Source organism: Streptomyces sp. enrichment culture, from assembly GCF_964272895.1.
GTDB lineage: Bacteria > Actinomycetota > Actinomycetes > Streptomycetales > Streptomycetaceae > Streptomyces.
Map to the genome: position 1 here is coordinate 19069 of NZ_OZ186833.1, position 25925 is coordinate 44993.

At 70.8% G+C, this 25925-nt stretch carries 21 protein-coding genes; 12 read left to right on the top strand and 9 right to left on the bottom strand.

Annotated elements, in window-relative coordinates; all coding sequences use genetic code 11:
- Positions 1-513 precede the first annotated feature (513 nt).
- On the top strand, positions 514-1983 hold the full coding sequence (locus ACSU6M_RS33670) for a DNA primase family protein (RefSeq protein WP_437075507.1): 1470 nt from the start codon (positions 514-516) through the stop codon (positions 1981-1983).
- Positions 1980-2381: a DUF6009 family protein gene (locus ACSU6M_RS33675; protein ID WP_437075508.1), complete on the top strand. Its 402-nt coding sequence runs from the start codon at positions 1980-1982 to the stop codon at positions 2379-2381. The genes ACSU6M_RS33670 and ACSU6M_RS33675 overlap by 4 nt, the downstream gene beginning before the upstream one ends.
- A gap of 71 nt (positions 2382-2452) precedes the next feature.
- Here the strand turns inward: ACSU6M_RS33675 and ACSU6M_RS33680 are convergent, their stop codons facing one another.
- Positions 2453-3217, bottom strand: a complete 765-nt coding sequence (locus tag ACSU6M_RS33680) for a glucose 1-dehydrogenase (RefSeq protein ID WP_437075510.1) — start codon at positions 3215-3217, stop codon at positions 2453-2455.
- Between the two features lie 196 nt (positions 3218-3413).
- Between ACSU6M_RS33680 and ACSU6M_RS33685 the strand changes: the two genes are divergently transcribed.
- Together ACSU6M_RS33685 and ACSU6M_RS33690 are read left to right on the top strand one after the other, a co-directional pair.
- Positions 3414-4079, top strand: coding sequence for an HAD family hydrolase (locus ACSU6M_RS33685; protein ID WP_437075511.1), 666 nt, complete (start codon positions 3414-3416; stop codon positions 4077-4079).
- Between the two features lie 309 nt (positions 4080-4388).
- Entirely contained in the window at positions 4389-5033 is a 645-nt protein-coding gene (locus tag ACSU6M_RS33690) for a ScbR family autoregulator-binding transcription factor (protein ID WP_437075513.1), read from the top strand.
- A gap of 134 nt (positions 5034-5167) precedes the next feature.
- Here the strand turns inward: ACSU6M_RS33690 and ACSU6M_RS33695 are convergent, their stop codons facing one another.
- Complete coding sequence (locus ACSU6M_RS33695) at positions 5168-6094, bottom strand: ScbA/BarX family gamma-butyrolactone biosynthesis protein (RefSeq protein ID WP_437075514.1); 927 nt, start codon at positions 6092-6094, stop codon at positions 5168-5170.
- A gap of 343 nt (positions 6095-6437) precedes the next feature.
- Here ACSU6M_RS33695 and ACSU6M_RS33700 point away from each other — a divergent pair, with 343 nt between their 5' ends.
- The 8 genes from ACSU6M_RS33700 (at position 6438) to ACSU6M_RS33735 (ending at position 17551) form a co-directional block, all read left to right on the top strand.
- Positions 6438-6626: an acyl-CoA carboxylase subunit epsilon gene (locus ACSU6M_RS33700; RefSeq protein WP_437075516.1), complete on the top strand. Its 189-nt coding sequence runs from the start codon at positions 6438-6440 to the stop codon at positions 6624-6626.
- A 75-nt stretch (positions 6627-6701) separates the two neighbouring features.
- Entirely contained in the window at positions 6702-8294 is a 1593-nt protein-coding gene (locus tag ACSU6M_RS33705) for an acyl-CoA carboxylase subunit beta (RefSeq protein ID WP_437075517.1), read from the top strand.
- Between the two features lie 316 nt (positions 8295-8610).
- Positions 8611-9474: an AfsR/SARP family transcriptional regulator gene (locus ACSU6M_RS33710; RefSeq protein ID WP_437075519.1), complete on the top strand. Its 864-nt coding sequence runs from the start codon at positions 8611-8613 to the stop codon at positions 9472-9474.
- 353 nt (positions 9475-9827) lie between these two features.
- A complete protein-coding gene (locus ACSU6M_RS33715; RefSeq protein ID WP_437075521.1) occupies positions 9828-10502 on the top strand; it encodes a ScbR family autoregulator-binding transcription factor in 675 nt (224 codons plus the stop codon).
- 153 nt (positions 10503-10655) lie between these two features.
- Positions 10656-11492, top strand: coding sequence for an AfsR/SARP family transcriptional regulator (locus tag ACSU6M_RS33720; protein ID WP_437075523.1), 837 nt, complete (start codon positions 10656-10658; stop codon positions 11490-11492).
- 194 nt (positions 11493-11686) lie between these two features.
- On the top strand, positions 11687-12508 hold the full coding sequence (locus tag ACSU6M_RS33725; protein WP_437075524.1) for an AfsR/SARP family transcriptional regulator: 822 nt from the start codon (positions 11687-11689) through the stop codon (positions 12506-12508).
- A 249-nt stretch (positions 12509-12757) separates the two neighbouring features.
- The gene (locus ACSU6M_RS33730; protein WP_437075526.1) at positions 12758-13510 is read left to right on the top strand and encodes a thioesterase II family protein; all 753 of its coding nucleotides are present in this window, start codon (positions 12758-12760) and stop codon (positions 13508-13510) included.
- Positions 13511-14047: 537 nt separating this feature from the next.
- On the top strand, positions 14048-17551 hold the full coding sequence (locus ACSU6M_RS33735; protein WP_437075528.1) for a condensation domain-containing protein: 3504 nt from the start codon (positions 14048-14050) through the stop codon (positions 17549-17551).
- A gap of 134 nt (positions 17552-17685) precedes the next feature.
- On the opposite strand, the gene ACSU6M_RS33740 is transcribed toward ACSU6M_RS33735, so the two are convergent.
- From ACSU6M_RS33740 to mvk, 7 genes are all read right to left on the bottom strand, one after another.
- The gene (locus tag ACSU6M_RS33740; protein ID WP_437075530.1) at positions 17686-18675 is read right to left on the bottom strand and encodes a 3-oxoacyl-ACP synthase III family protein; all 990 of its coding nucleotides are present in this window, start codon (positions 18673-18675) and stop codon (positions 17686-17688) included.
- 153 nt (positions 18676-18828) lie between these two features.
- The gene (locus ACSU6M_RS33745; protein ID WP_437075531.1) at positions 18829-19998 is read right to left on the bottom strand and encodes a hydroxymethylglutaryl-CoA synthase; all 1170 of its coding nucleotides are present in this window, start codon (positions 19996-19998) and stop codon (positions 18829-18831) included.
- A gap of 3 nt (positions 19999-20001) precedes the next feature.
- Positions 20002-21063, bottom strand: a complete 1062-nt coding sequence (locus ACSU6M_RS33750) for a hydroxymethylglutaryl-CoA reductase (RefSeq protein ID WP_437075533.1) — start codon at positions 21061-21063, stop codon at positions 20002-20004.
- On the bottom strand, positions 21060-22154 hold the full coding sequence (fni, locus tag ACSU6M_RS33755; RefSeq protein WP_437075535.1) for a type 2 isopentenyl-diphosphate Delta-isomerase: 1095 nt from the start codon (positions 22152-22154) through the stop codon (positions 21060-21062). The genes ACSU6M_RS33750 and fni overlap by 4 nt, the downstream gene beginning before the upstream one ends.
- A complete protein-coding gene (locus ACSU6M_RS33760; protein ID WP_437075536.1) occupies positions 22151-23275 on the bottom strand; it encodes a phosphomevalonate kinase in 1125 nt (374 codons plus the stop codon). Before ACSU6M_RS33760 ends, fni begins: the two co-directional genes overlap by 4 nt.
- On the bottom strand, positions 23272-24327 hold the full coding sequence (mvaD, locus tag ACSU6M_RS33765) for a diphosphomevalonate decarboxylase (protein WP_437075538.1): 1056 nt from the start codon (positions 24325-24327) through the stop codon (positions 23272-23274). The genes ACSU6M_RS33760 and mvaD overlap by 4 nt, the downstream gene beginning before the upstream one ends.
- Positions 24317-25546 (bottom strand): mevalonate kinase, encoded by a 1230-nt coding sequence (gene mvk / locus ACSU6M_RS33770; protein WP_437075539.1) that lies wholly within the window; start codon positions 25544-25546, stop codon positions 24317-24319. Before mvk ends, mvaD begins: the two co-directional genes overlap by 11 nt.
- Positions 25547-25925: the final 379 nt, after the last annotated feature.

The following is a 25925-nucleotide window of genomic DNA, read 5'->3' on the forward strand; positions in this document are numbered from 1 at the left end:
AAGGTCCCGTCAGTGTGAAAAGCGGGGCCTCGGACGGCCCCAGCGACTCAACCGCAGCGACCCAAAACACCCTCAGTCGCTCTCAGTCGCTGAACAAACCCGCAGGTCACAAGCCCCACCTACCCCGATCAGCGACCCAAGCGACTCAACCCCCAGGTATATAACGACATTCGCACGTGCGCGTGCGCGTACGCGCGTCACCGTCATAGATAGAGACCTTGAGTCGCTTCAGTCGCTGTTTCCCTCCCCAACCCCCATCTGACCTGCACTTTCACCCAGCGACCCACACAGCGACCAAGAGTCGCTCAGTCGCTCCCCCTCAGTCGCTCAGTAGCTGTCCACCCCCCACAACCCGCAACGACTGTCCACAGGCTTCCCGTTGGCCCCTCCCGCTTCGCTAGGCTGACTGAGTCGTTCAGTCGCTTCGGTCGCTCACGGGGGGTGCAGATGACTGCTGAGCTGCGGGAATCGCACAGCGACCGGGGGAGTGGCAAGGGTTGGGAGTCCGGGCCGATGACGGCTCGGATCCTGGAGAAATCCGTGCCGGTCCCCCGGCTGGTGGACAGCCGCGCCCAGGACCTCGCGGCTGGCAGCAGGGTCACGGCGGACGGGCTGCTGCCCGACACCCTCAGTGACCGTGGCAATGCCAAGCTGTTCGTCCGGCTGTACTCCAACGACTACCGGCACGTGCCCGGTCTGGGCTGGCACCGCTGGGACAACAACCGCTGGCAGATCGACGAGGACGACACCGTCCTGTGGGCCGCCGGCGATCTGGCGGAGGCCCTGGCCACCACCGACCCACGCGGCATCCACAGCACGGCCGCGCTCCAGCAGCACCGCCGCCGCGCACTGAGCACCAGCGGCATGACCGCGATGCTCGTCCAGGCGAAGTCCGCGCCGGGCATGGTGCTCAACCCGGCGCTGCTGGACGCCGATCCATACGCCCTGTGCACCCCTGCCGGGATCGTGGACCTGCGTACCGGCCTGACCCGCTCCCCGGACCCGCACAAGGACTTCCACTCCCGCTCGACCAGCGCGGCCCCCCAGCAGGTCCCCACGCCCCGCTGGACGCGGTTCCTCACCGACACCTTCGGCGAGGGCCCCGAGGGCGCGGAGATGATCGACTTCCTGCATCTGCTGCTGGGCTACTCCATCACCGGCGATGTCGGCGCGCAGGTGATGCCGTTCCTGTTCGGCTCAGGCAAGAACGGCAAGTCCGTGCTGCTGGACGTCCTGATGAAGCTGCTCGGCGACTACGCCGACGCCGCTCCGCCCGGCTTCCTGATGGCCCGTCCGTACGAGGGGCACCCGACGGACCTGGCCGAGCTGCACGGCCGCCGGGTCGTGGTGTGCAGCGAGGTCAAGCCCGGGGACCGCTTCGACGAGGCCCGCGTCAAGCTGCTCACGGGCGGCGACCGGATCAAGGCCCGTCGGATGCGGCAGGACTTCTTCAGCTTCGCACCGACGCACAAGCTATGGCTGCTGGGCAATCACCGGCCCGAAGTCGGTACGGGCGGCTTCGCGTTCTGGCGCCGGATGCGGCTCATCCCGTTCGAGCGGGTCGTCGCCGACGCGCACAAGGTCGACAACCTGGCGGACATCCTGGTCACCGAGGAGGGACCGGGGATCCTCAACTGGCTCATCACGGGCGCCCGTCGGTATCTGTCGGGGGAGAAGGACCTCTCCGGGCCCGAGCGGGTCCGTATCGCCACGACCGCCTATGCCGAGACCGAGGACCACACGGGACGGTTCCTGAGCGAGTCGTGCAGGATCGAACCCGCCTTGAGGGCGGAACAGGCGCAGCTCTACGCGGCGTACAAGGCGTGGTGTCAGAATGAGGGGGCCCCGGCCGTCTCGTCCCGGGCCTTCGCGGCACGGGTCCGTGAGGTGGCGGGACTGGCGTCGCCGAAGGAGATGATCCTGTCCAACCAGCGGAAGTACTACCCGGGCATCGGACTGGTTTCCGACGAGGAGACGGCATGAGCGCCCTCATCGCAGAGGACGAGATCATCCACGAGGTCGAGCTCGTCTGGCTGGAGGACGTGGCCTCGCTCGACTATGTGCGCCAGAGCCTGGACCGGCTGCCGACGCGGCGCGGCAGGCCCGCCTACCACCGCGACGGCCGCATGGTCGGCTACGCGCTGCTGGGCCCGGAGGCCAAGCCGTCCCGCTCGTCGGGTACCTTCCGCCGGCGCGTGTTCTGGCTGCTCCCGCACGACCGTGACAGCGCCCCCGACGGGCTGTACGCCACCGGGGCCCCCGCCGAGGCTGTGGACCCCAGCACGCTGGCGCCGGGCAGCAAGGGCCGCAAGACGGAGCGTTCCGAGGGCGGCCCTCCCTCCTCGGCGATGCGCGCGTCGGGTGTCACGCTGCCGATGTGAGTGAGGGGGCTCCTGGCGTGCGTGTGGGGCCGGAAGGCCGCCTCAGGTGTTCCGTCGGGCGGGGCGGGGTGTCACAGGCCCGTGCCGCCGGAGGCGTCGATGCACTGGCCCGTCACCCAGCGGGAGTCTTCGGAGGCGAGGAAGGCGACGACATCGGCGATGTCATCGGGCTGTCCCATGCGTCCCAGGGCGGAGAGCGCCGCGTGGGTGGCCTCCGCCTCGGGCGTGGACCAGCGCTGCTTGTTGAGGTCCGTCTTGACGAAGCCCGGCGCGACGGAGTTCACCGTGATGTGCCGGGGCCCCAACTCCTTGGCGAGGGTGCGGGTGAGGGCCTCCAGCGCGCTCTTGGCCATCGAGTACGCGAGGGAGGTCGGGAAGGCGACCCGTGTGGCCGCCGAGCTGATGTTGACGATCCGGCCGCCCTCCCGGAGCCGTGGCAGGCCCTGTTGCACCAGGAACAGCGGCGCCTTGGCGTGCACGGCCATGAGCCGGTCGAAGTCGTGCGAGGTCACGTCGGCCAGCCCGCCCCGGACGTTGAAGCCGGCGTTGTTCACGAGGATGTCCAGGGCGGTCGGCTCGCCCATCTCCTCCAGGCCGCGGTCGAGCCGCTCGTAGAGCGTGTGGACGTCGTCGGGCACGCCGAGCACGGCGTGGACGTGGAAGGCGCGGCCGCCGCTGCGGGAGATGAGTTCGACGGTCTCGCGGGCCGAGGACTCGTCGCTGCCGTAGTGCACGGCGACGAGCGCGCCGTCCGCGGCGAGTCGACGGGCGATGGCCCGGCCGATTCCCCGGCCGGCGCCCGTGACCAACGCCGTTCTTCCCTTCAGATCACTCATCCTGCGTTCCCCCCGTGCCCTTGTCGTGTCCGTATGCGCCTTTTGGTGCGCAAGTCTGTCGAGACAGGTAAAAAGTCTGTTTGAATAAACCGCATGGCCGGTTTATTATTGCAACAGTGTCCGAGCGCTTCGAGGCTAGGCGGTTCCGATGGCTTTAAGGCATCTGCGTCTGATCGCGGTGAATATCGATGGTGTGATGCTGAACGACACCTTCAGCCCGGTCATCCACCGGTTCGTGACGCGTCACGGCCGCGCCTACACCGCCGAGCTGGAGCGGGAGGTGTTCTCCCAGCCGCAGCTTCGGGCCGCGGCGGCGCTGGGCCTGCCGGGGACGCCCGAGGAGGTGGTCGAGGCGTACTTCCGTGAGCGGACGCAGTACCTGGAGGAGCATCCGGTGCGGGTGCTGGAGGGTGCCGGCGCGCTGCTGGAGCGGCTGCGCTCCACGGGTGCGCAGCTGGTGTGCTACGGAGGGCTCGGGCGCAGTCACTTCGACAGCCATCTGGCTCCGCTTGCCGAGTACTTCGACGAGCCGCGGTACGTGTGCACCGACGCGATCCGCCCCGGCATCCGGGAGATCGCCGAGGATGTCTTCGGGCTGCGCTGCGACCAGGTGCTGTTCATCGACGACGTGGCGCGGGTGGCCGAGGTCGCGAGAGAGGTGGGGGCGGCGTTCATCGGGCATCCGACCGACTTCGAGCACAGCTTCCAGCGGCAGTTGATGCGGGAGGCCGGGGTGCCTCACGTGGTCGGGTCGCTCGACGAGATCGACGAGCGGCTGCTGCGGGCCGTGGACACGGAGGCCGCCGAGGGCCGCCTCTGGCCGCAGGTGAGCGCCGGTGAGAGGGCCCCCACCGGGGCTTAGTACCGCGTGCCTCACCCGTCGGCCTGGCAACAAAACCGCTCGAATGGAATGTTTTCCCGGCCTCGGGGAACACGCCCCGCGGAGGGTGGCCTGCGACCTCGTGGTCGCAGGAGCATCCTCACACCACAAGCGCCGCTCCCGTTCCGCCCCGCACGCTCTGACGTGCTGCTGTGCAGTACAAAAGAGGCAGTGAACGGCTGCGGAACACTGGTGCCGCATTCCCTTGATGCTTACGGTACCTCCTAGACGGTTTTTTCTTAATTTTCCCGTGCGCTGCTGCGGAGCGCGGTTCACTGAAGGGGAGGTCCAATGGCCCAACAAGAACGAGCGGTCAGGACCCGCCGTGCGGTACTGGAGGCGGCTGCGTCGGTCTTCGCCGAGCACGGGTACACGGCTGCGACGGTTGCCGACATCTTGAAGGCTGCCGGGGTGACCAAGGGCGCGCTCTACTTCCATTTCGACTCCAAGGAAGCGCTGGCCAGGGGCATTCTGGAGGTGCAGGTCGACCAGGCGCTGCCCGAACAGGAGATCAAGCTCCAGGAGATGGTGGACGTCGCCATGTCGGTGGCCCACCGGCTGAAGCACGATCTCGTGCTGCGTGCCGGTGCCCGGCTCTCCGCCGATCCCGTCGGCCGCAAGCACTACGGCAGTGCCTGGTCGTTGTGGGTCGAGAGGCTGACGGAGATCCTGGACGAGGCCCATCGACGGGGAGAGACCCTGGCGCACGTGGTGCCGCGCGAGATCGCCGAGATGGTGGTCGGCGCGTTCAACGGGGTGCAGCTGTACTCCCAGCTTGAGACCAATTTGCAGGACGTCGAGCACCGGGTGTCGGTACTGCTGAAGCACCTGCTGCCCTCCATCGCCTCGCCGGCGGTTCTCATGCGACTGGACGTGGCCCCGGACCGCGGCGCCCGGCTGGTCCACGAGGCGGTTCCGCTGGCCGCGGCAGTGTGAGGCTTGAGGCAGCACCTGGCCTCGGCCGGGTGCTGCACAGTCGCTTCGGCCGCTGAGCGACGTGCCTGCTCAGAGCGGGTACACGGATCGGACAGCGACCGAAGCGACTCAAGGTCGGAGTAGCGGGAAAACGATCAGACGGTGGCCGGTGCCAGGGTCACGGCGGACGTGAAGACCACGTCCCCCTCCTGGCGGCCCGTCACGAGCAGGCGCTCCCTGCCCCGGTCGTCACGCGGCAGCGCACAGACCTCGATCACACAGGGAACGTCGAGCTCCGCGTACCGGGAGAACTCGTTGGTCAGGCCGACCGGCAGACACGGCCGCCCGAGGAACACGGCGGATGCCTGGCGGGCCGCCTCCATCAGGAGCATGCCCGGTACGTGGTCGAGAGGGTGGTCGAAGAGCACGGGGTGCCGGATGTCCACCCGCAGCTGCCAGCGGCCCTGTTCGGGCAGCGGCGACAGCACGACGTCCGTCGGCGAGACACGGCCCACATCCTGCGGTGCCAGCGGGCTGGTCAGCGGGATCGGCGTCGGGATGCCGTCGCCGATGCGGGCGGCCCGCAGGCGCCGGTAGACCGCCGGTGACGTGCAGCTGAAGGTGGCGGCTCCGGTCGCGACCACCTGTCCGTCGCGACGGATCACGACCTTCAGATGCAGGCCCGAGATGCTGTTGCCCCTGCGGTTGATGTCCATGCAGGAGACCTCGATCACCGGAGCCGCAGGCTTGGTGTCGACGAGCAGTTGCTCCGGCCGTACGTCGACCGAGAGGTCCCACATCAGGAACTGATAGCCGAGCGGTACGTTGAACTCGGCGTGGGCCAGGAGGAGTCCAGCCTGGCGGATCGTTTCGGCCACGAGGAGGGGATCGTGGCAACCCTCGAAGGTGGCGAAGAACGCATGGCGCCGGGGCCACTGCGCCGTCACCGTGAAGTGGGTGTCGTCCTGGCGCTCCCAGTCCGTGAGCAGTACCTCAGCGATGCCCGCGCGATGGACGAATTCCTTGGGAACAGTGGTGGTCAGAGCCGTGTTCAGTAAGCGAGAGGTGTGCCCTCTCCCCATAGTGTCGTCCCCTGCGTGCTGTGTGCCGCGTATGGGGCGCTCGACGCGGAACGTGCTCGCAGACATGTCTGTTCCCCCTGAGCTGCGTTGGCGTGAATAGCGCGGTGGATGGCTGTCCTCAGGCCAGCGAAGATACATACCGTACGGTTTAATTTCTAGCGGTACGAGTCACTCCGCCCTCACTCGTTCCGGACCGTTTGCTTCCGCGTCGGTTTTGCTCGAGGACACCGGCCCTCTGGCCTCGGTGGCCACTCTGCCGACCCTGCTTCGAGTGCCGCCTCAGTGCTTCTCAAGTTTCCGGCTTGACCATGTCCTGAGCCGTAGAAGAGGGGGAGAAGGCCCGATGGAGAGCACCGAAACTGTGCTCCGAGTGGAACGCGGTCAGGCAGATGGAGACGAACTGGCCGCCCTCACAACGGTCTTGCTGATCCTGCGGGCACGCGGCCAGGCCGAGCCCCAGCAGCCGCCGACGCTCGGATGGAGCTGGTGGAAGCAGACGAAGGGGTATGCGGCGCCCGGCAGTTGGCGGTGAGCCGACCGCTACCCGTGAGCCCTCCAGCACAAGCCAAAGACACCGACAAGCGGCTTTAATCGAAGGGGCCCAGTGATGGCGATGACGATTGCCTCCGCGTCGACCGGCACCGCACCGAGAGGCTTGCGCGGCCAAGTGGCGGAGCTGGACGAGATCCGTGCGCAGGCGGTGGCCGGGCCGAGTGAGAAGGCGACGGCGGCGCAGCATGCGAAGGGCAAGCTGACGGCGCGGGAGCGGATCGAGCTCCTGGTGGACCCGGGGTCCTTCCGGGAGGTCGAGCAGTTGCGGCGGCACCGTGCGCAGGGGTTCGGTCTGGAGGCGAAGAGGCCGTACACGGACGGTGTGATCACCGGCTGGGGCACGGTGGACGGCCGGACGGTCTTCGTGTACGCGCATGATTTCCGGATCTTCGGTGGTGCGCTGGGTGAGGCCCACGCCACGAAGATCCACAAGATCATGGACATGGCCATCGCGGCCGGGGCTCCGCTGGTGTCGCTGAACGACGGTGCGGGTGCCCGTATCCAGGAGGGCGTCTCGGCGCTCGCCGGCTATGGCGGGATCTTCCAGCGCAACACCAGGGCTTCGGGTGTGATCCCGCAGATCAGTGTGATGCTGGGTCCGTGCGCCGGCGGTGCGGCCTACTCGCCCGCGCTGACGGACTTCGTGTTCATGGTGCGTGAGACCTCGCAGATGTTCATCACCGGTCCGGACGTGGTCAAGGCCGTGACCGGTGAGGAGATCACCCAGAACGGGCTCGGTGGTGCGGACGTGCACGCCGAGACCTCCGGTGTGTGCCACTTCGCCTACGACGACGAAGAGACGTGCATCGCCGAAGTGCGCTATCTCCTCTCTCTTCTTCCGCAGAACAACCGCGAGGCGGCGCCTCGTGTGCCCTGCGAGGACCCGGTCGACCGGCGCAGCGAGGTACTGCTGGATCTGGTTCCGGCGGACGGCAACCGGCCGTACGACATGGCGAAGGTGATCGAGGAGATCGTCGACGACGGCGAGTATCTGGAGGTCCACGAGCGCTGGGCGCGGAACATCATCTGCGCGCTGGCCCGGCTGGACGGTCAGGTCGTGGGTATCGTCGCGAACCAGCCGCAGTCGCTGGCGGGTGTGCTGGACATCGAGGCGTCCGAGAAGGCCGCCCGGTTCGTGCAGATGTGCGACGCCTTCAACATCCCCATCGTCACCCTTCTGGACGTGCCGGGCTTCCTGCCCGGCGTCGACCAGGAGCACGGCGGCATCATCCGCCACGGCGCCAAGCTGCTGTACGCCTACTGCAACGCCACCGTGCCGCGGATCTCCCTGATCCTCAGGAAGGCATACGGAGGTGCGTACATCGTCATGGACTCCCAGTCCATCGGTGCCGACCTCACCTACGCCTGGCCCACCAACGAGATCGCCGTGATGGGCGCCGAGGGCGCCGCCAACGTCATCTTCCGCCGGCAGATCGCCGAGGCCGACGACCCCGAGGCCATGCGCCAGAAGATGGTCAAGGAGTACAAGGCCGAGCTGATGCACCCCTACTACGCGGCCGAACGCGGCCTCGTCGACGACGTCATCGACCCCACCGAGACCCGCGAAGTCCTCATCCGCTCCCTGGCCATGCTCCAGACCAAGCACGCCGACCTGCCCTCCCGCAAGCACGGCAACCCCCCGCAGTGACACACGGGGCCGAGAGCGGTCCGGTTCAACCGCACGCAAGGTCGGTTTCCTGCTGAGACTCGTCTCTCGTAACCGTCTGATCGCCTGTTTGTCGTGGTAGATCCACACGTGCGTTCGGTAGGCTGCGGATCGTTCCCTTGCGGAGCGGGACCTGAGAATCGGATGAATCCGCAGGTCAGGGGCTTCTGTAGGGAATGCGGCGAGTCAACTAGACGGGGCGTCAAAACAGCGCAGGCGGTTTGATGTTGACAAACCGTCTGGACTGTTTTGTACTCGTGAGGTGCCAGCTGACGGCACCTACCTAGGGGGCGACTGCGTGCAGATCGAGGTATTGGGGATATTGGACGTCAGGGAGAACGGGGTCTCCATCGCTCCGACAGCACCGAAGCCCCGGCAGGTGCTGGCCCTTCTGGCGCTGCACGCCGACCAGGTGGTGCCGGTCTCCGCGCTCATCGACGAGCTGTGGGCCGGCCGGCCGCCGCGCAGCGCGCGCACCACTCTTCAGACCTACGTTCTCCAGCTGCGTGACCTCATCACCGTGGCGCTGGAGAAGGACGCGCCCGCGGACGGGTCCGACTCCGCCCCGCGTCGCAGCGCCAAGGACATCCTTGTCACCGCGCCCGGTGGGTACATGCTCGTCTCCGGCGGCGGCAGCAGCGATGTCAGGGAGTTCGAGCGGCTCGCGGGCATGGCCTACCGGGCGCTCGACGAGGAGGACTTCAAGGGTGCCTCGCGCCTGCTGCGGGAAGCCCTCGGCCTGTGGACCGGCTCGGCCTTCGCGGACGTGCAGACCGGTGCGCAGTTGGAGATGGAGGCCAGGCGCCTGGAGGAGAGCCGGCTGTGCGCTCTCGACCAGCGCATCGAGGCCGACCTCCGGCTGGGCCGCCACCGCGAACTGCTCGCCGAGCTCACGGTGCTGACCAGTCGTTACCGCACCCACGAGAACCTGCACGCGCAGTTCATGCTGGCGCTGCACCGCTCGGGCCGGCGCGGTGAGGCGCTGGACGTCTACCACCGGCTGCGCAACACCCTCGTGCGGGACCTGGGCCTGGAGCCCTCGGCGCGCCTGCGCCGGCTGCAGCGGTCGATCCTGATGGCCGCGCAGGAGATGCCGCCGACGGCGGAGCAGCGTGTGCCTGCCACGGCCGCTGCCGTGCGCGTGGGCAGCACCGTCTCCTAGGCCGTCCCGCCCCGGCCGCGCGCTGCGTCGCGCGGGTGCCCCCCAGGCGGGGAGCGGGACTTGGCGCCGGTCGGCGTACGTCGCGCCGGTCGGCGTACTGCGTTGCATCCCGGTGTCGCACCGCGGTGCAGTGTGCAGGGGAGAGCAACCGACAAGACGCATACGAAGAAGACTGAGAGGCCGCCATTGAGCGGCCTCTCAGTCTTTAAACAGTTAGGTTCTGCCGCTCTATATGATACCGCGCACGCGGTTTGTTATCCTGCTGTGCGGATCCTGCACGTCGTGCCGGTGCAGGGGGTTGAGCCGTCGGTGTCCTGTCGGGCTTCCGGCAGCCTGTGCCCAGGAGGCAGCACATGGTCAAACAGGAGCGAGCCGCACGCACGCGGCGGGCGCTGATCCAGGCCGCGGCAGAGGTGTTTGCCGAGGTGGGCTTCGTACCGGCGTCACTGGCGACCATCAGTAAACGGGCCGGTGTCAGCAACGGGGCACTGCACTTCCACTTCGCCAACAAGATCATGCTCGCCGAGGCGGTCGAGGCGGAGGCCGCCGACAAGCTGCGCCGGCTCACCGAGTCGGCGCGAGCGCGCCAGGGCGATTCCCTGCAGTCCGTCGTGGACGCCGTGCACGAGCTGATGAACGCCCTGGCCCGGGACGTCGTCGTCCGCGCCGGCTTCCAGCTCGCCGGTGACATCGCGCGCCGCCAAGCCTCCCCGTTGCGCAAGGAGTGGCAGCGCTGGGTCGAGGACAGCCTGCGCCGGGCCGCACGTGGCGGCGCCCTGGCGGACGGGGTGTCCTGGGTGGACGCCGCCCGGGTCATCGTCGTCCTGACCGTGGGTCTGGAAGTGCTGGGCGGCAAGGACTCGTTCTGGCTGTCGCAGCAGAACGTCACCCGGTTCTGCGAGCTGCTGTTGCTGCCGCTCACCGATCGGAAGGCCGTGGGCACGCTGGTGTGCTCCGGCCCCCCGCGGCAGGCCACCGTCTCGGTGGGCGTCCCGTCGCAGGTCGCGGCCCGCGAACGGAAGCTGTGACCAGGCATGTCCGGCTCGCCCGGCCTTCGCTCCAACTTCCCTGGGGCATGCGCAGGTTGAGACGGCGTGTTGCCTGTGGTATTCCTGTCCTCGGCTAAATACATACGGGTTGTGCGGTTTGGTTTCGTGACAGCCCGGGCATCAGGAGGCCTCGTGAACATCTCGGTGCTGGGCACCCTGGACGTCCGGGAGAACGGCGTCTCCATCACGCCCACCGCCCCGAAGGCACGCCAGGTGCTCGCGCTCCTCGCGGTCCACGCCGACCGTGTGGTCTCCGTCGCCTCCCTCACCGAGGAGCTGTGGGGCACCACACCGCCGCGCAGCGCGCGCACCACCCTGCAGACCTATGTGCTGCAACTGCGGGAACTCATAGGCGCCGCCCTGGAGCAGGACCCGGCGACGGAGGGGAAGCGGCGCACAGCCAAGGACGTCCTGGCCACGGTGCCGGGCGGCTACCGCCTCGACAGTGCCGACGGCATCAGCGACGTACGCGAGTTCAAGCGGCTCACGGATCTCGGACTGCGGTTGACGGACGCGGGTGACCTGGAGGGCGGGGCGGAGCAGCTGCGGGAGGCGCTCGATCTGTGGACCGGGCCGGCCTTCGCCGGGGTGCAGGCCGGTGCGCAGCTGGAGGTGGAGGCCAAGCGGCTGGAGGAGACCCGGCTCAGCGCCCTCGACCGGCGGATCGACGCGGATCTGCGGCTCGGCCGCCATCGCGACCTCGTCGCCGAACTCGCCGGCCTCGTCAGCCGTTACCCGACCCACGAGACCCTCTGCGGCCAGTACATGCTGGCCCTGCACCGCTCCGGGCGGCGCAGCGAGGCCCTGAGGACGTACCAGCGGATCCGCACGACTCTCGTACGGGACCTCGGGCTCGAACCGTCGGCGGACCTGTGGCGGATCCGGGACATGATCCTCGCGTCCGGCCCCGACACCTCCGTCGACCAGGGGACGGACGAGATCGTCGAGCGCCGTCGGCGCACCACCTGAACGCGGGAACCCACACCCGGTCGAGGTCATCTCCCGCCGCGTTCCCAAGTGCGCATTCGCCTGCCGTCCGGTTGTTCGAGGATTGCTCAAATGCCACTGAAGGAACCGATGCCTCCGGTGTGAGTACGGCTAGCGTGCAAGCTCGCCGACGACTTTCCGCCATCGGGAGTGCCCGACGACGAACGGAGGGAACCATGGAGATTCAGGTCTTGGGTCCGCTGTGTGCCGCCGTGAACGGGGACTCGATCGTCCCGACCGCTGGAAAGCCCCGGCAGGTTCTCGCCCTGCTGGCGCTGTATCCCAGCCGTGTGGTGCCGGTATCGACGCTGATGGAGGAGATCTGGGGCACGGAACTGCCTCAGAGCGCGATGACCACGCTGCAGACGTACATCATGCAGCTGCGCCGGTGCCTGGGCTCGGCGATGGGCTCCGATGCGCCGGGTGCGGCGAAAAACGTTTTGGCCACTCGGCACGGCGGCTACCTCCTGCAGATCCCGCCGGAGTCCGTGGACGTGCACACCTATGAGCGTCTGGTCGCCGAGGGCCAGGAGGCGTTCGAGCAGGGGCAGGACGAACGGGCCGCCCGCTGCTACCGGCAGGCCCTCGCCCTGTGGCAGGGGCCCGCGCTGGTCGACGTACGACTCGGGCCGGTGCTGGACATCGAGGTGATGCGGCTGGAGGAGTCCCGGCTGATGACCACGGAACGGCGTATCGACGCCGATCTGCGGCTCGGCCGGCACGCGGAGCTCATCGCCGAGCTCACCGACCTGATCGCCCGTCACCGCCAGCACGAAGGTCTGCACGCGCAGGCGATGGTGGCGCTGTACCGGTCCGGACGGCAGGCCGCGGCGCTGAACGTGTACCGCAGACTCAGGGAAGGGCTCATAGAGGAGCTCGGAGTGGAACCCTCGCCGCAGCTCCAGCGGCTGCAGCAGGCCATGCTCGCGGTCGACCCGGAGCTCGACGTGGTGGCCGGCCCGCGCCGCGTCTCCACCTTCGACCGGTACGCGGCCTAGGAGTTGGCGTCCCGCGGGGGGTGCGAGTCACCGGACGGGGCACTGTGTCTCCTGCTGCGGGCCGGCGGTGGCCGGTCGGGCACCGGTGGTTCTCGCCGGGGGCACGGGGCGGGGCAGGGAAACGGCAGGCGGCCCCGTCGGTGGGACGCGGGTGGGGCCTCGGGTTGGGTTCAAGTGCGGTTCGAGAGCGTACGGCCATTCTCGTACCCCGCCCCGTGGTACCAGGAGCGGACCTAAAGGAGGGTGCACATGTCGGTCGAACAGCCGTTGCGGCTGCATTGCTTCGCACACTCCGCCGAGGGCGTCTCCGTTTTCGACGACTGGGCGGCGCACGTCGGACCGGGCGTGGAGCCGGTACCGGTGCTTCTGCCGGGCTGCACACAGCGGCGCACCGAAGCACGGGTGACCACGCACGCGGCCCTGCTCGCGGACGTGCTGCCACTGTTCACCGACCCGGCCCCCGGCCCGTACGCCCTGTACGGCCACGGCTCCGGCGCGACGATGGCACTCGCCGTGACGCGCGCCCTGCACGAGGCGGGCCTGCCGGGCCCGGCGTTCCTCGCCGTCGGCGCCTGGTCAGCGCCGCCTGCCTCCGCCGGGCTGCCCGATGCCCGCCGGGCCTCGGACGCCGAACTGCTGCATGCGCTCAGCGGGGAGGGGGCGGTGCCGCTCGGCAGCGACGAGGGGGTCTGGCTGCAGGCCATGCTGCCCGTGCTGCGCGCCGAGCTGGAGCTGGCCCAGGACCTCGACGAGGCGCTCGACACGGCCTCCACCGCCGGACCGCTCACCACCCCGGTGCTCGTCGTCGCCCCCCAGGACGACCCGGCGGCCGCGCAGACCACAGCCGACAGCTGGCGGCGACGGACCGAGGGACCGGTCCTGGAGCGGACCGTCCCCGGACGTCACCTCGCCGCACGCGGCGACCATGAACTGCCCCGGCTGCTGGGCCGGGCCTGCCGTGCCGTCCGCCGGCTCGTGCAGGAACCGGCACCCGTCGGCTGACCGACCCGTCCCGGGCACCCGCCCGGGCTGCTCCGCCTCTTCGTCCCCAGCCGCCCGGAGTCCGCTCGCGTTCCGGTCGGACCGGGGTCACGGCGTGGTCGGGCCCCTCCGCGAGGGGTCGGCCACCGTCGTCGCTCCCCCCATGAACGGCTCGCAAGAAGCACGTCGTCGCCTGCCACGCTCGGGCTCCGGTCGTACTCGGCTGCATACCCGCTCGGGAAAACGGACTTCGGCCGCGCACTGCCCTTAATGTGGCGCTTCCCGACCGTTGTGGACGCAGACAGGCCAGGAGGCCGTCATGGGGGAGAGGCAATGGGGTACGAGCCAGGACGGCCCGTCCCGGCTTCCGTGTGCCGCCGACGCCGCACCCGCACCTTTCCCTCCGGCCACGCCGGGCCTGCGCGCGACTCCCGGACTCTGCCGCACCTGGGCACGGCGCCCGGGCCGTTCCCGAGCCCCGCATGCTCGTCTCGCGCCCGCAGAAGGGAGAAGGAGGGTACCCGGCCACGCGCAGCGGACCGCGCACCCCAGGACATCATGACTCCTCGCCACTTATCGAACGAGCCGATCTCCGTCGTCGTCGACCCCGGGCGCCCTCCCGCGCCGTGGGACGTCGGGCTGCACGGGCCGCTCGACGCCGCCGCCCTGGAACACCTCATGGGCGAGCTGACCGCCGAGGACACCGACCGACCCTCCTTACAGCACCGGCTGTTGCGCCACGGCCCCGACCGGCACACGCTGAGGTTCTCCGCGTCGCAAGGGGCGCTCGCCGCGCTCGTCGCCGGCCGCGTCGCCGACCGGCTCACCCAGCCGCCACCGGCCGCCGACCTCCCGCTCACCCCCGCCCAGCACGCGGCCCTCACCTGCCCGATCGGGCACCGCTACGAGGTGCTGCTGGTCGACACCGTGGTCGCGCCGGACGCCGGGGCGCTGCGCGAGGCGCTGCGTGCCGTCGTGGCCGCCCACCCCCAGCTGCACTCCCGCCTCGACGCCGCGGAGGGCTGGCGCACCGTGGAGGCCGGTGACGGGGCCGTGGGGGGCCAGGATCCGTTGGTGGAGGGGGAGTTCGCCGATGAGGCAGGCTTCGCCGCACTGCTGGAGACGACCGGCCGCACGCTCGACGTGTACGCCGGCGTCCAGCTGCGGGGCCTGCTGGCCAGGGACCGCCGTCCCATCGGGCCGCGCGCCGACCGGCTCGCCGTCGTCGTGCACGCCGTCGCCGTGGACGCCGCGTGCCGGCGCGCTCTGCTGGACGACCTGACCGCCGCCCTCGGCGCGGCCGGCGGGCCCGTTCCGGTGCGGCCGCGGTCCGCACCGGCCGGCCTGGCCGACTGGATCGCCGAACTGCGGGAGCTGGCCCGTGACGCCGTCGAGGCGCAGCACTGGGCCCTGGTCGCCGAGCGCAGGTCTCGGCCGGCCGACCGGCGCCGGGTGGCGGGCGCCGACGGAGCTGCCGGGTATGGGGAGGTGGCCGAGGGGCCTGTCGCCGTCGGAGCGGTGGCGCTGCGCCGGGATGCGGCCGACGGGGCTGGGGGCGGCTGCGGGGAAGGCGTCGCGGCCGGGCCGGTGGGCGGGGCCGAGGCGGGGCCGGGCGGGGCGGGAGGGACCGCAACCTGCGAAGCACCTGAAGCACATGAAGCACCTGAAGCACCCGAAGGGGCCGCCGGGTCGGGGGAGGTGCGGCGGGCCGGGTTCGTGCTGGAGGAGGAGGCCACCGAGCGGATCGCCCACGGTCTGGCCCGGCGGCTCGCGCTGACCACCGGGCAGGTGCTCACCGGCGTGTTCGCGCTGGCCCTGGCCCGCTGGCAGGGAACGGAGGCGGTCGCCTTCGACGTACGCAGCGATCCGCGGGCCGACCGCCGGGGCCTGGGCGGGCACGTGGGCCGCCTCACCGAGCCGTACCCTGTCCATCTCGTCCTCGAGCCCGGGCTCGACGCCCTCGGTCAGCTGACCGCTCTCGCCGACTCCCTGGCCGTCTGCGCAGGCCGTGCCGGAGGCGGCGCGGGCTTCGGAGCGTGCCGCGAATGGAGCCCCGACCCGTCGCTGCGCCGGGCTCTGCGTGAACTGGCGCCCGCGCAGGCGTGTCTGCTCCTCGACGACCCCGATGGAACGCTGCCCGGCTCCGCCCGGCCCACGCACCGGCTTGAGGTGCGCGCCCATGTGCGGGACGACCGGCTGTCGGTGGGCCTCGCGGGTGTGACCGACCCCGCGGACGGCCTCACCGGCCCGGCTGTCGGAGCACTCGCCCGCCTGCTGCGGGAGCTGCTGGAGGAGCTGGCCGACTCACCCGCCGCCCGGATCCTGCCCGCCTTCCGGGCCACCCCCCAGCAGTCGGCGCTGTACGCGGGCGGCGATGCGCGGCCCGGCACCGGACGCCATGTCGAACAGCTCGTGTGGGCCTGGCACGGCCCGCTGGATCTGGCCCGCTTCACCGCCTCCTGGCAGTCGGTGTACGACTGCGAGTCGGTGCTGCGCACCGCGTTCACCGGAGGGCTCGAGCCGCAACTCGTCGTGCACGAGCGGGTCGTACCGGACATCGACCGCCAGGTCTTCCACGACGGCGACTGGTCCGCCCTGCTGGAGCGCGACCGGCTGCGCGGCTTCGACCTGCACCGGCCCGGAGCACTGCGTCTGACGCTGCTGGAGCGGAAGCGGGTGCGGAGCGGCACTGTCGCCCCTACGTGGATCCTGGTCACGTACCACCAGGCACTGCTCGACACCCGCAGCGCGCACATCCTGTTGCGCGAGTTCTACCGTGCCTATCTCGCGGGCGGCACCCTGCCCGGCGGTGAACGCCGCCCCGACCTGCGCGACTACACGGCCTGGGTCGCCGCCCAGGACCCGGAGGCCGCCCAGGGGTTCTGGGCGGACAGCATGCCGCCCGACGACGCGGCGTCCAGGCCGGGCCGGGACACCGCGCCCACCGGCCGGACCGGCATCGGTCACGCCCGGCTGCGCCTGGACCCCGTCGAGACCACCCGCCTCGCGCACTGGGCGGGCACCTGGGGATGCGCCGAGAGCAGCGTGGTGCAGGCCGTGTGGGCCATGCTGATCCACGAGGGTTCGGGCGCCGACGGCCCGGCCCCGGTCCGTTTCGACGTGACCGTGTCGGGGCGGGGCATCCTCTTCGACGGCGCGGCCCGCATGCCGGGGCCGCTGCGCAATCCTCTGCCGATGTACGTGGAGGTGGATCCGGCGGCCACCGTGCCGGGCCTGTTGCGGAAACTGCGCGATCGCGCTCTGGACATGGCCGCCTACGAATGGGTTCCCGGCGACTGGATCCGGGCCTGGGCGCGGCGGGGTTTCGGCGGTGCCGCGGACACCGTCGTCGTCTTCGAGGACGCGCCGCACCCGGTGGACGGTCTGGAGGCCGACCTCGCCGCCCACGGCATCGGGGCCGAGTTCCCGGTCACCGTACCGGCCCGCTCCGTGCCGCCGATCGGGCTGCTCGCCCACCACGACAGCGCGGGCGGCCTGGTCCTGACCGGGGTCTACGACCGGGCCCTCTTCGAGGAGGGGACGGTCGCCGAACTGCTGGCGCAGTGCGCCATGCTGCTGCGGGCGCTGTCCGCGTCGGCGGGGGAGTACACCACCGTCGGTGAGGCCCTGAAGCTCCTGGAGGACACCGCCGCACGACGTCTGGCCGAGGTGTCGGGGGCCGGGCGGGACATTCCGCTGGTCACTCTGCGGGCGGCGGGGCACGAGCAGGCGGGCACCATCTGTCTGATCCCGCCGCCGGGCGCGCCCGCGACCTGCTACGACCGGCTGTCCGACCTCTACCCCGGTCCGCAGGAACTGGTGGTGCTCCTCACCGACGCCGACGGGGCGCAGCCTGCCCTGGCCGCGCACGGGGTCGGCCGGTCCCTGCTGCTGGGCGGCTTCTCCGGGGCCGGTGTGCTCGCCTGCGATCTCGCCGGGCGTATCGCGGAGGACGACGGCCGGCCGCCGCGGGTGGTGCTCGCGGGAACGGCCTCGGACGAGCACAAGGGCGTACGGGAACTCGCCCGGGCCCTTCGGGAAGCCGTCGCGGCGGACACCTGAGCTGTTGCCGGGACCGGGCCCGCCGGCCGGGGCCCGAGAGGCGGGCCGGCGCCGGGAACCGCCGGCTCAGCGCCGGGAACCGCCGGCCCGGCGCCGGGGACGGCCGACGCGGGCCGCCGTGCTGGTGCAGGCCGCTACCACTCGATCAGCGCGAAGCTCGCGGCCATGCCGCCGCCGAACCCCGCCAGCAGGACGAGCTCGCCCGGCCGGAAGGAACCGGCGCGTACGGCCGCGTCGAGGGTGATCGGGATGGAGGCGGCTCCCGTGTTGCCGTAGGTGTCCACCGTGAGGTGCATGGTGGCCCGCGGCAGGTGCAGTTCCCCGAAGACCTCGTCGAGCATGACACCGTTGGCCTGATGCGGCACGAAGTGACTGATGTCGGCGGCGTCGACCCCCGCCTCGTGCAGGAACCCCTTGACCAGCTGCGGCAGTTGCTCCGTGACGAAGCGCCGCACCTCACGCCCGTCCATCGCGAAGTACTGCAGGCCCGCGTCGAGGCCCTCCTTGGCCAGCGGCAGCCGGCTGCCGCCCGCGGGGACCCGGATCAGGTCGGTCAGGCCACCGAACGTGTGGAGGGCGACGCGCCGCACGACCGGGCCCTTGCCGGTCGAGGTCGGGCCGAGGACCATCGCGCCGGCGCCGTCCCCGAACAGCACGACCGTCTTGCGGTCGGCCGGGTTGAGGATGCGTGAGTAGACGTCCGCGCCGATGACCAGCGCGTAGCCGCCCCGGTACACCAGGGTGCCCGCCACCGAGGACAGCGCGAACACCGTGCCGGAGCAGACCGCGTTGACATCGAACGCCGCCGTGCCGGCCGCGCCGAGGTGGTGCTGGACGTAGGCCGCGGTGGGCGGCTGCGGGCGGTCCGGCGTGGAGGTGGCGACCGCGATCACGGTCAGCTGCTCGGGCGTGATGCCGGCGGCCTCCAGCGCGGCCCGCCCCGCGGCCGTGGCCAGGTCCGAGGTGGCCTGGTCGTCGGCGGCCCAGCGACGCTCCCGGATCCCGGTCTTGCGGGTGATCCAGTCGTCGTCCACCCCGGCAGGCGCACCGACTTCATCGTTGGAGACGATCCGTTCCGGTACGTAGGCACCCGTACCGAAAACGCGGAATCGGACGTCGGTCATGCGGCTGCCCTCCCCTCAAGTGGTTGTGGAATCTGTGCGAAGGCGCCCGGCACGGGGTGCGCCGCCAGTGGTGGCGCACCCCGTGCCGGGCGACGGGCCGAACGCGCGCGGCGTGGGGAGCCGCCCGCGCTCTCGACGGCCCGGAAGGTGCGGTCAGCGTGCCTCGTAGATGCGCTTGTGGCCGTTGATCCCGGCGAGCCGGAACGGGCCGCTGGTCTGCGCCGGGGTGGCGTGGTCGCCGCCGTCGGACGGGAGCGTGTACTCGTGCAGCTCGCGGTAGGTGGCGTAGTCGACGCTCTTGCGCCGGGCGATCGCCTCCCGGTTGGCCTCGGTGCGCAGGCGCTCGCGGTATCCGGCGACGACGGTGCCGGCGAAGAACTCGGCGACGCTGCCGGAGCCGTAGCTGAGGAAGCCGATGGAGCGGCCCGTCAGGTCGTCCGCCTGGTCGAGCAGGGCGGCCAGGCCCAGGTAGACCGACGCGGTGTAGCTGTTGCCGATGACGTTGTTGTACGCCGTCGTCCGGCCGAGGGCGCCTTCGATGGCGTCCTTGTCGGTGTCGTAGCCGTTGAAGTTCAGCAGGTGGCGGTGGGCCTTGTAGGCCATCTTCGTGAACGGCTGGTGGTAGACGAACGCCGCGAACTCCTCCAGGGAGCGGCCGTCCTGCTCCGCGTAGTCCTTCCAGGCGCCCTCGACGGCCTGGAGGTAGGCGTTGATGGACTCGTGGCCGTCGACGAGCGCGGTGGTGAGGTAGTTCGGGCGCCAGAAGTCCATGACGTCGGCGGTGAACAGGCCCGACGGCTCCTCGATGCGCACCAGGGCCGGGTCGGCGCTGACCAGCATCGCCACCGCGGCCGCGCCCTGCGTCGCCTCGCCGGGGCTGTCCAGCTCGTACTTGGAGACGTCGCTGGCGATCACCAGGACCTGCTGGGCGGGGTCGCGGCGCACCAGGCCGATGGCGAACTGCAGGGCGGCCGTCGCCCCGTAGCACGCCTGCTTCAGCTCGACGACCCGGCAGGCCGACTCCAGCCCGAGCAGGGAGTGGACGTAGATGCCGCCCGCCTTCGCCTGGTCGATCGAGGACTCCGTGGCGAACACGACCGTGCGGATACGGCTCTTGCCGTGCCGTTCGACGATGGGGGCGGCCGCGGTCGCGGCCATCGTCACGATGTCCTCGTCGGCGGCCGGCACGCTCATCGACTGCTGGCCGATGCCCACGTGGTACTTGCCGATGTCGGTGCCGTTGTACTCGGCGAGCGCCGTGTGCGGCAGGACGAACTCGGTTGTCGCGAACGACAGGTCGTGGATTCCGATGGAGATGGACATGCCCTATGCACCAACCTTTGCGGTCTTGATGTCGCGTTCCAGCAGGACGTGCGCGCGCATGAGCTCACCCGGGTTCGTCTGGGCCGCGAGCAGCGACAGCTCGCCGCAGAGCACGGTCGCCGCGGCGATGACGGCGAGGCGGCGGGCGTTCTCCCCGGGTTCGCGGTCGGCCCGGCAGCCGAGCCGGGCGAGGTTCGTCTCCACGAAGCCGAGGCCCTTGCCGTTGCCGACCGTGCCGACGATCAGGTTGGGCAGGGTGCAGGCGAAGTAGAGGTCGCCGTCGCGGTCCTCGGCCATGACGACGCCCTGCGAGCCCTCGACGATGTTCGCGGCGTCCTGGCCGGTGGCCAGGTAGAAGCCGAGCAGCATGTTCGCGAAGTGGGCGTTGGCCGAGCGGATGCCGCCGGCGAGCAGGGTGCCGAGCAGGTTCTTGCGGATGTTCAGCTCGACGATCTTGGCGGCCGTCGTGTGCAGGGTGTTCTCGACGACGTCCCGCGGCACGAGGAGCTCGGCGACCACGTTCTTGCCGCGGCCGAGGATTCCGTTGATCGCGGTGGCCTTCTTGTCCGTGCAGTAGTTGCCGGAGATCGAGCCGTAGGAGATGCCCGGGATCGTCTCCAGCAGGTGCCCCAGCAGCACGTCGGAGGCGAGCGTCGCCATGTTGTGCCCGGAGGCGTCACCGGTGGTGAACTCGAACCGGATGAACAGCAGGTTCGCGTTGATCTCGTGCTTGATGTTGATCAGCTGGGCGAACCGGCTGCAGCCGCGCACCACCTCGCGCAGCTCGTCGATGCGCGCGTGGATGGTCTGCGCGGCCATGTACGCGGTCTGCGCGTCCGTCGCCTCGACGATCACCGAGCGGGTCATCCGCTCGTCGACGAGGGTGGCGACGATGCCCTTCTCCGTCAGCCGGGAGACCTTCGCCCCGCGGCCCACCGACGGCCACAGCGGAGACTCGTACGTGGCGAGCGGGACCTGGGTCTCGGTCTCGGCGACGTTCCCGGAAATACGAAGGGGTCCCACCCACCTCATCGGGACCCCGGCTATGGCGTGCGTTTCCGTCATCGTGTGCTTCCCGTCGTCTGGTGGAGGGGCTTCAAGGAGCTGGAGCGCTGGGCGAGGCGACGCGTGTCGATGCCCCGGTCGGCGCAGAAGTCACGCAGCTCACCGTGGAGCAGCAGGTCGCAGCGGGTGAGGTCGGCCGGGGTCCGTGCGCCGAGCATGGTCTGCAGCGCCGCCAGCTGGTCCAGCCACGTCGTGAGCTTCACGACCAGCGCGTCGACCCCGTCGTCCAGCAGGGTGCGCAGGAAGCCCGCGGAGGAGCCGACAGCGCGGGCGCCGAGGGCGAGGGCGCGGACCACGTCGAGCGGGTGGCGCACCCCGCCGGAGGCGAGCAGCGGCAGGGGGACGTCCTGCGCGTCCAGCAGGCAGGCGGCGGTGGACTGCCCCCAGCCGTGCAGGAACGCGTAGTCGGCGAGCTCCCGGCGGCCGTTCTCGATGCGGGCGAAGTCCGTGCCGCCGCGGCCGCTGACGTCCGCCGCCTGCACACCGAGCTCCCCGAGCAGCAGGACGGTCTGCCGGGACAGGCCGTTGCCGACCTCCTTGACGATCACGGGGACGTCGACCGCCGCCGCGATCTTCTCGATCTGCGAGACCCAGGACGCGAACGACCGGTCGCCCTCCGGCATCGGCGTCTCCTGCGCCGTGTTGATGTGGATCTGGAGGGCGTTCGCCTCGATCAGGTCGATCGCGCGCTGCGCGTTGTCGACCGTCGTGGTGGCGTTGATGTTGGCCATGACGAACCCGTCGGGGTTCTCGTCGCGCAGCACACGGAACGTGCCGGCGCAGGACGGGTCCTTGAGGTAGGCGTTCATGGACCCCGACGCGATGGGCACCCCGGCCTCGCGGGCGGCGATGGCCAGGTCCCGGTTGATGATCCCGGTCTTCTCGCTGCCGCCGGTCATCGCGTTGATGTAGATCGGCACCTGCCATTCGATGCCGGCGAAGGTCGTGCCCAGGGACACGTCCGGCCGGTCGATGCCCGCGAGGGCGTGGTGGACGAACGTCACGTCGTCGAACTGGTTGCGTCCGCTGTGCGCGTGGTGCTGCTCGATGGCGAGCCGGACGTGGTCGTCCTTGCGTTGGGCGCTGCTCATTCCTCGATCCCTTCCAAGGCCGGAGAGATGGGCAGGGGGAGCACCCCGGCCGTCTCCCACCGTCGCCGTACGTGTGTGATGTTCCGCGACGCCTCCGCGTCCAGCAGTGCGATGCCGCAGTCGCCTCCGCCCGCCCCGGAGGGCTTGGCCGCGCCGCCGACCGCCTCGGCGGCGTCGCACAGTGCCGTCAGCTTGGGGGTGAAGATGCCGAGGCCGACCTCGTCGTCCAGGCGGGCCAGTTCCTGGCGGGCCCGGCGGATCTCGTGCAGCAGGCCCGGTCCGTCGCCCGACTCCAGGGCGGCGACGGCGGAGCGCACACAGGTGGTGGTGCTCTCCACGAACCGCTGGTGCGAGGCGCTGCCCCGCCAGGTGCGGCGGTGCAGGTCGGACACCAGGGACGCGGTGGAGGCGGGCTCCCCGGTCCAGCCGACCTCCAGCGTGAGGCCCGCGGGCGCGGGCAGTTGGCGCACCGAGTGCCCCGGCCAGGGCGCCTTGAGCGTCCGGTCGATGCCCACGCGCCGGGCCAGGTCGAGCACGAACGCCCGGTCGGGCGCCTGGTAGGCGATCCAGCCGCCCCAGGTGCTGGCGGCGAGGTCACCGCCGGAGCCCTTGGGGTCGAGCTGGGCGGTGGCGAGCATGGCCAGCCGGAACCGGTCGTCGGTGGACAGCTCGAGGTCGCAGAAGGCGGCGACGGCGGCGACGGTCGCCACGGTCACCGCGCCGCTGGAGCCCAGTCCGAACTTCCTGCCGTCCTCGTGGAGGCTGCTGCTGACGGAGACGGTCAGGGCGGGGACCTTCAGTCCGCGTTCGCCCAGCAGCCGGCCCACGGTCTCGATCGCCGACACCACGTGGGCCAGCGCGCTGCGGGCCTGCTGTCCGTCGTCCGTGCCGCAGAGGACGAGCCGGTCCTCGTGCCAGCGCCAGCCGACCGCGTGCTGCCCGAGGTCGGAGGAGATCACGACGTCGGCGGCGCCGGTGTCGGCGTCGGACACGGTGACGGCGATGTGCCGGTCGACCGCGACGAGGATCGCCGGGTTGCCGGGGTCCACCACCGCGTACTCGCCGGCCACGAACAGTTTGCCCGGCGCCTGCCGGACCACCGTGCGCTGACCTGTCGTCATGCGCCCTCGCTCAGCAGGCGGGCGCCCTGTCCCGGCCCGGCGACGAGGACCGAGCCGTCCGGCGCGGCGGCACGGACGACGTCGGCCACGCGCTCCGCGTCCGTGCGGCGGCACAGCACCTTCACGTTCGGTCCGGCGTCCATGGTCGCGTAGGCGGCGATGCCGTCGCGCCGCAGCTGGAGCACGCTGTCGAGCACGGTGACGGTAGCCGGCGACAGGTACCGCACGGCGGGGCGGGCGGCCAGCATGGTGGCGTGCATGCCGAGCGCGTTGCGCTCCGCGATCTCGCCCACCGCCTCCAGGTCGCCGCGCAGCAGCGCCGCCCGCATGTCGTCCAGGTCGCCCTTGCTGGAGTCGGCCCACGGCCGGTACAGCGGCGAGGTGTCGACGGTGCGGCGCATGGCCTCCCGGCTGGAGACGGGCTTGGGGCCGGCGTTGACGACGGCGATGACCAGCGCCGGGTCGAGGTCGGCTGCGGGCACCGGCTCGGCGTAGGAGCCGAGGTCGGCCTCCTCGGCGGTGCCGGTGTCCGGGCCGGCGTGCCAGACGGCGAAGCCGCCGAAGACCGACCGGGACGCCGAGCCGGAGCCGCGCCGGGCCAGACGGGACAGTGCACGGTCGTCGAGGTCGAGTCCGTAGGCGGCGGCGGCCGCGACGGCGAGGGCGGCGAACCCGCTGGCGGAGGACGCCAGGCCCGCGCCGGTGGGCACGGTGTTGCGCGTGTCCACCACGGCCCGCTGCCCGCTGCCGGCCATGTCCCGTACGAGCTGCAGGAACGCGGTGATACGGCGCAGCGTCTCGCCCGTGGCGGGCTCGCCGTTGAGCGCGGCCGTGTCGTGCTCGGCGGACGGGTCGAGCCGGACCTCGGTGGTCGTCGGGAAGACGTCCAGGGTCATCGACAGGCTCGTGGTGCAGGGCAGGATCAGCCGCTCGTCGCGCTTGCCCCAGTACTTGATCAGCGCGATGTTCGGGTGCGCGACAGCGGTGGCGCGTGACGCGGTGCCCTGCTCCTGCGGCCGGGGCACGGTGATGGTCGGGTGTTCACTGCGCATGGTTGTCGAGCCCTTTCAGCGGTACGACCCAGGTCTGTACGGCACCGGCCTCGTGCAGCTGCCGGGTGACCTCCCGGGCCTGCTCGGGCCGGGCCTGTGCGATCATGCAGCCGCCCAGACCACCGCCGGTGATCTTGGCGCCGAGGCTGCCTGCCTTCAGCGCGGCCTCGACCAGCGCGTCGATGCCGTCGGTGCTCAGGCGGGCCTCGTGCAGCAGCTCGTGGTAGTACGTCAGCTGCGAGCCGAGCTCCTCGGGCTTGCCGTCGGCGAGGGCCTGCCGGGCGGCCTCGGTCAGTTCCGTCGCCCGGCCGACGAACCGCTCCTGTGTGCCGGGGTGGCGGGTGAAGCCCTCGCGCAGCATCTCGACGGCTTCCTTGGTGCTGCCCGGTACACCGCTGTCGGCGATGATGAACAAGCTGTCGCAGCCGATGGCGAGGTGCTCGGTGCGACCCTGCTGGAACAGCAGCGGCCGGGACGCGCCGACGGTCATCGCGTCGACGCCGCTGGCCCGGCCGTGCGCCATGTTCTCGGCCGTCTGCACCAGTTCGTACGCCGTGCTCTCGGCCAGTTCGCGCCCGAAGAGGTCGGCGAGGGCGAAGGCGATCGCGCGTGAGCCGGCCGCGCTGGAGCCCAGCCCCCGGCCGTGCGGGATCGCGCCGTCCAGGATCACGTCCAGGTGCGGCCGGTCCGTCACGCCCAGGCGTGCCATGAATTCCTCGGTGAGCCGGTGCAGGCCGTCGGACGCCTGCGTCACCAGCGCCCGCGACGGCGTGCCGGTCATCGTGTAGGACAGGCCACCTTGGCTGTCGGAGGCCCCGGAGGAGCGGCCGACGCTTGCCGTGACCGTGAGCTGCGGAATCGGCAGAGCGAGTGCCGGCGCTCCGTAGACGACCGCATGCTCTCCCAGCAGGATGGCCTTGGCGTGGGCGCGACCGATGCCGACCGAGCGGGCCCGGTGGCTTTCTGATACCCCCTCAGCCGAGGTCGGTAGAGTCAACGCACTCAGCTCCCTTTGTCTTTTCTGCACGGAGATCGCGTGGTCATGGGATCGCTTCGTCCACTGTTCTGAGAAAGCGATGGAGCAGGACGTGTGAGGTGCCGCCCTCGTGAGGGCACGGAGCACCGACCGCCGTAGGTGATCGGGGACGTTCGCGGGCCGGTCGATCGAGAGCCCGGCGCTACGCCGGCGAAGGACGGCGAGGCCGTCGACGCACAGCACCTGACACGAGCGGTTGGTCGGATGCGGAAGACTGGCGCCCTGCGCTCAGGGACACGGTCCGTCTGTGCAGACCGGCGGGCACGACACGCGATCCACTGCCTCACAGGCCAATTTTGGGCAGGGTAGGCGTGGGTAGATAGTGACACGGGGCCTCCGTCGGCGCCAACTCTCCGCCGAAGTGACCTGAACCACGGCCTTGGGACAGGGCCGTCGGGCCGTCGCCCCCTCTCCCTTTCTCTGTGTGTCCGCCCTCGTCTTCGCGCCCCCCTGAGTGTGACTCAAGGACCGCTTGGCGATGGCTTGGCCCAAACATGGTGGTGGCTTGGCGCGCATACGCTCGGTCCGTAGGGTCGCGCAGCAGTGGCGGAGGCATCGCCTG

Coding starts and splice junctions, on each gene's coding strand:
- ACSU6M_RS33690 (WP_437075513.1), top strand. CDS start 4,389: ATGGCCCAACAAGAACGAGCGGTCAGGACCCGCCGTGCGGTACTGGAG.
- ACSU6M_RS33705 (WP_437075517.1), top strand. CDS start 6,702: ATGGCGATGACGATTGCCTCCGCGTCGACCGGCACCGCACCGAGAGGC.
- ACSU6M_RS33745 (WP_437075531.1), bottom strand. CDS start 19,998: ATGTCCATCTCCATCGGAATCCACGACCTGTCGTTCGCGACAACCGAG.
- fni (WP_437075535.1), bottom strand. CDS start 22,154: ATGAGCAGCGCCCAACGCAAGGACGACCACGTCCGGCTCGCCATCGAG.
- ACSU6M_RS33700 (WP_437075516.1), top strand. CDS start 6,438: ATGGAGAGCACCGAAACTGTGCTCCGAGTGGAACGCGGTCAGGCAGAT.
- ACSU6M_RS33715 (WP_437075521.1), top strand. CDS start 9,828: ATGGTCAAACAGGAGCGAGCCGCACGCACGCGGCGGGCGCTGATCCAG.
- ACSU6M_RS33670 (WP_437075507.1), top strand. CDS start 514: ATGACGGCTCGGATCCTGGAGAAATCCGTGCCGGTCCCCCGGCTGGTG.
- ACSU6M_RS33675 (WP_437075508.1), top strand. CDS start 1,980: ATGAGCGCCCTCATCGCAGAGGACGAGATCATCCACGAGGTCGAGCTC.
- ACSU6M_RS33685 (WP_437075511.1), top strand. CDS start 3,414: ATGCTGAACGACACCTTCAGCCCGGTCATCCACCGGTTCGTGACGCGT.
- ACSU6M_RS33740 (WP_437075530.1), bottom strand. CDS start 18,675: ATGACCGACGTCCGATTCCGCGTTTTCGGTACGGGTGCCTACGTACCG.
- mvaD (WP_437075538.1), bottom strand. CDS start 24,327: ATGCGCAGTGAACACCCGACCATCACCGTGCCCCGGCCGCAGGAGCAG.
- ACSU6M_RS33680 (WP_437075510.1), bottom strand. CDS start 3,217: ATGAGTGATCTGAAGGGAAGAACGGCGTTGGTCACGGGCGCCGGCCGG.
- ACSU6M_RS33730 (WP_437075526.1), top strand. CDS start 12,758: ATGTCGGTCGAACAGCCGTTGCGGCTGCATTGCTTCGCACACTCCGCC.
- ACSU6M_RS33760 (WP_437075536.1), bottom strand. CDS start 23,275: ATGACGACAGGTCAGCGCACGGTGGTCCGGCAGGCGCCGGGCAAACTG.
- ACSU6M_RS33750 (WP_437075533.1), bottom strand. CDS start 21,063: ATGACGGAAACGCACGCCATAGCCGGGGTCCCGATGAGGTGGGTGGGA.
- ACSU6M_RS33725 (WP_437075524.1), top strand. CDS start 11,687: ATGGAGATTCAGGTCTTGGGTCCGCTGTGTGCCGCCGTGAACGGGGAC.
- ACSU6M_RS33695 (WP_437075514.1), bottom strand. CDS start 6,094: ATGGGGAGAGGGCACACCTCTCGCTTACTGAACACGGCTCTGACCACC.
- ACSU6M_RS33735 (WP_437075528.1), top strand. CDS start 14,048: ATGACTCCTCGCCACTTATCGAACGAGCCGATCTCCGTCGTCGTCGAC.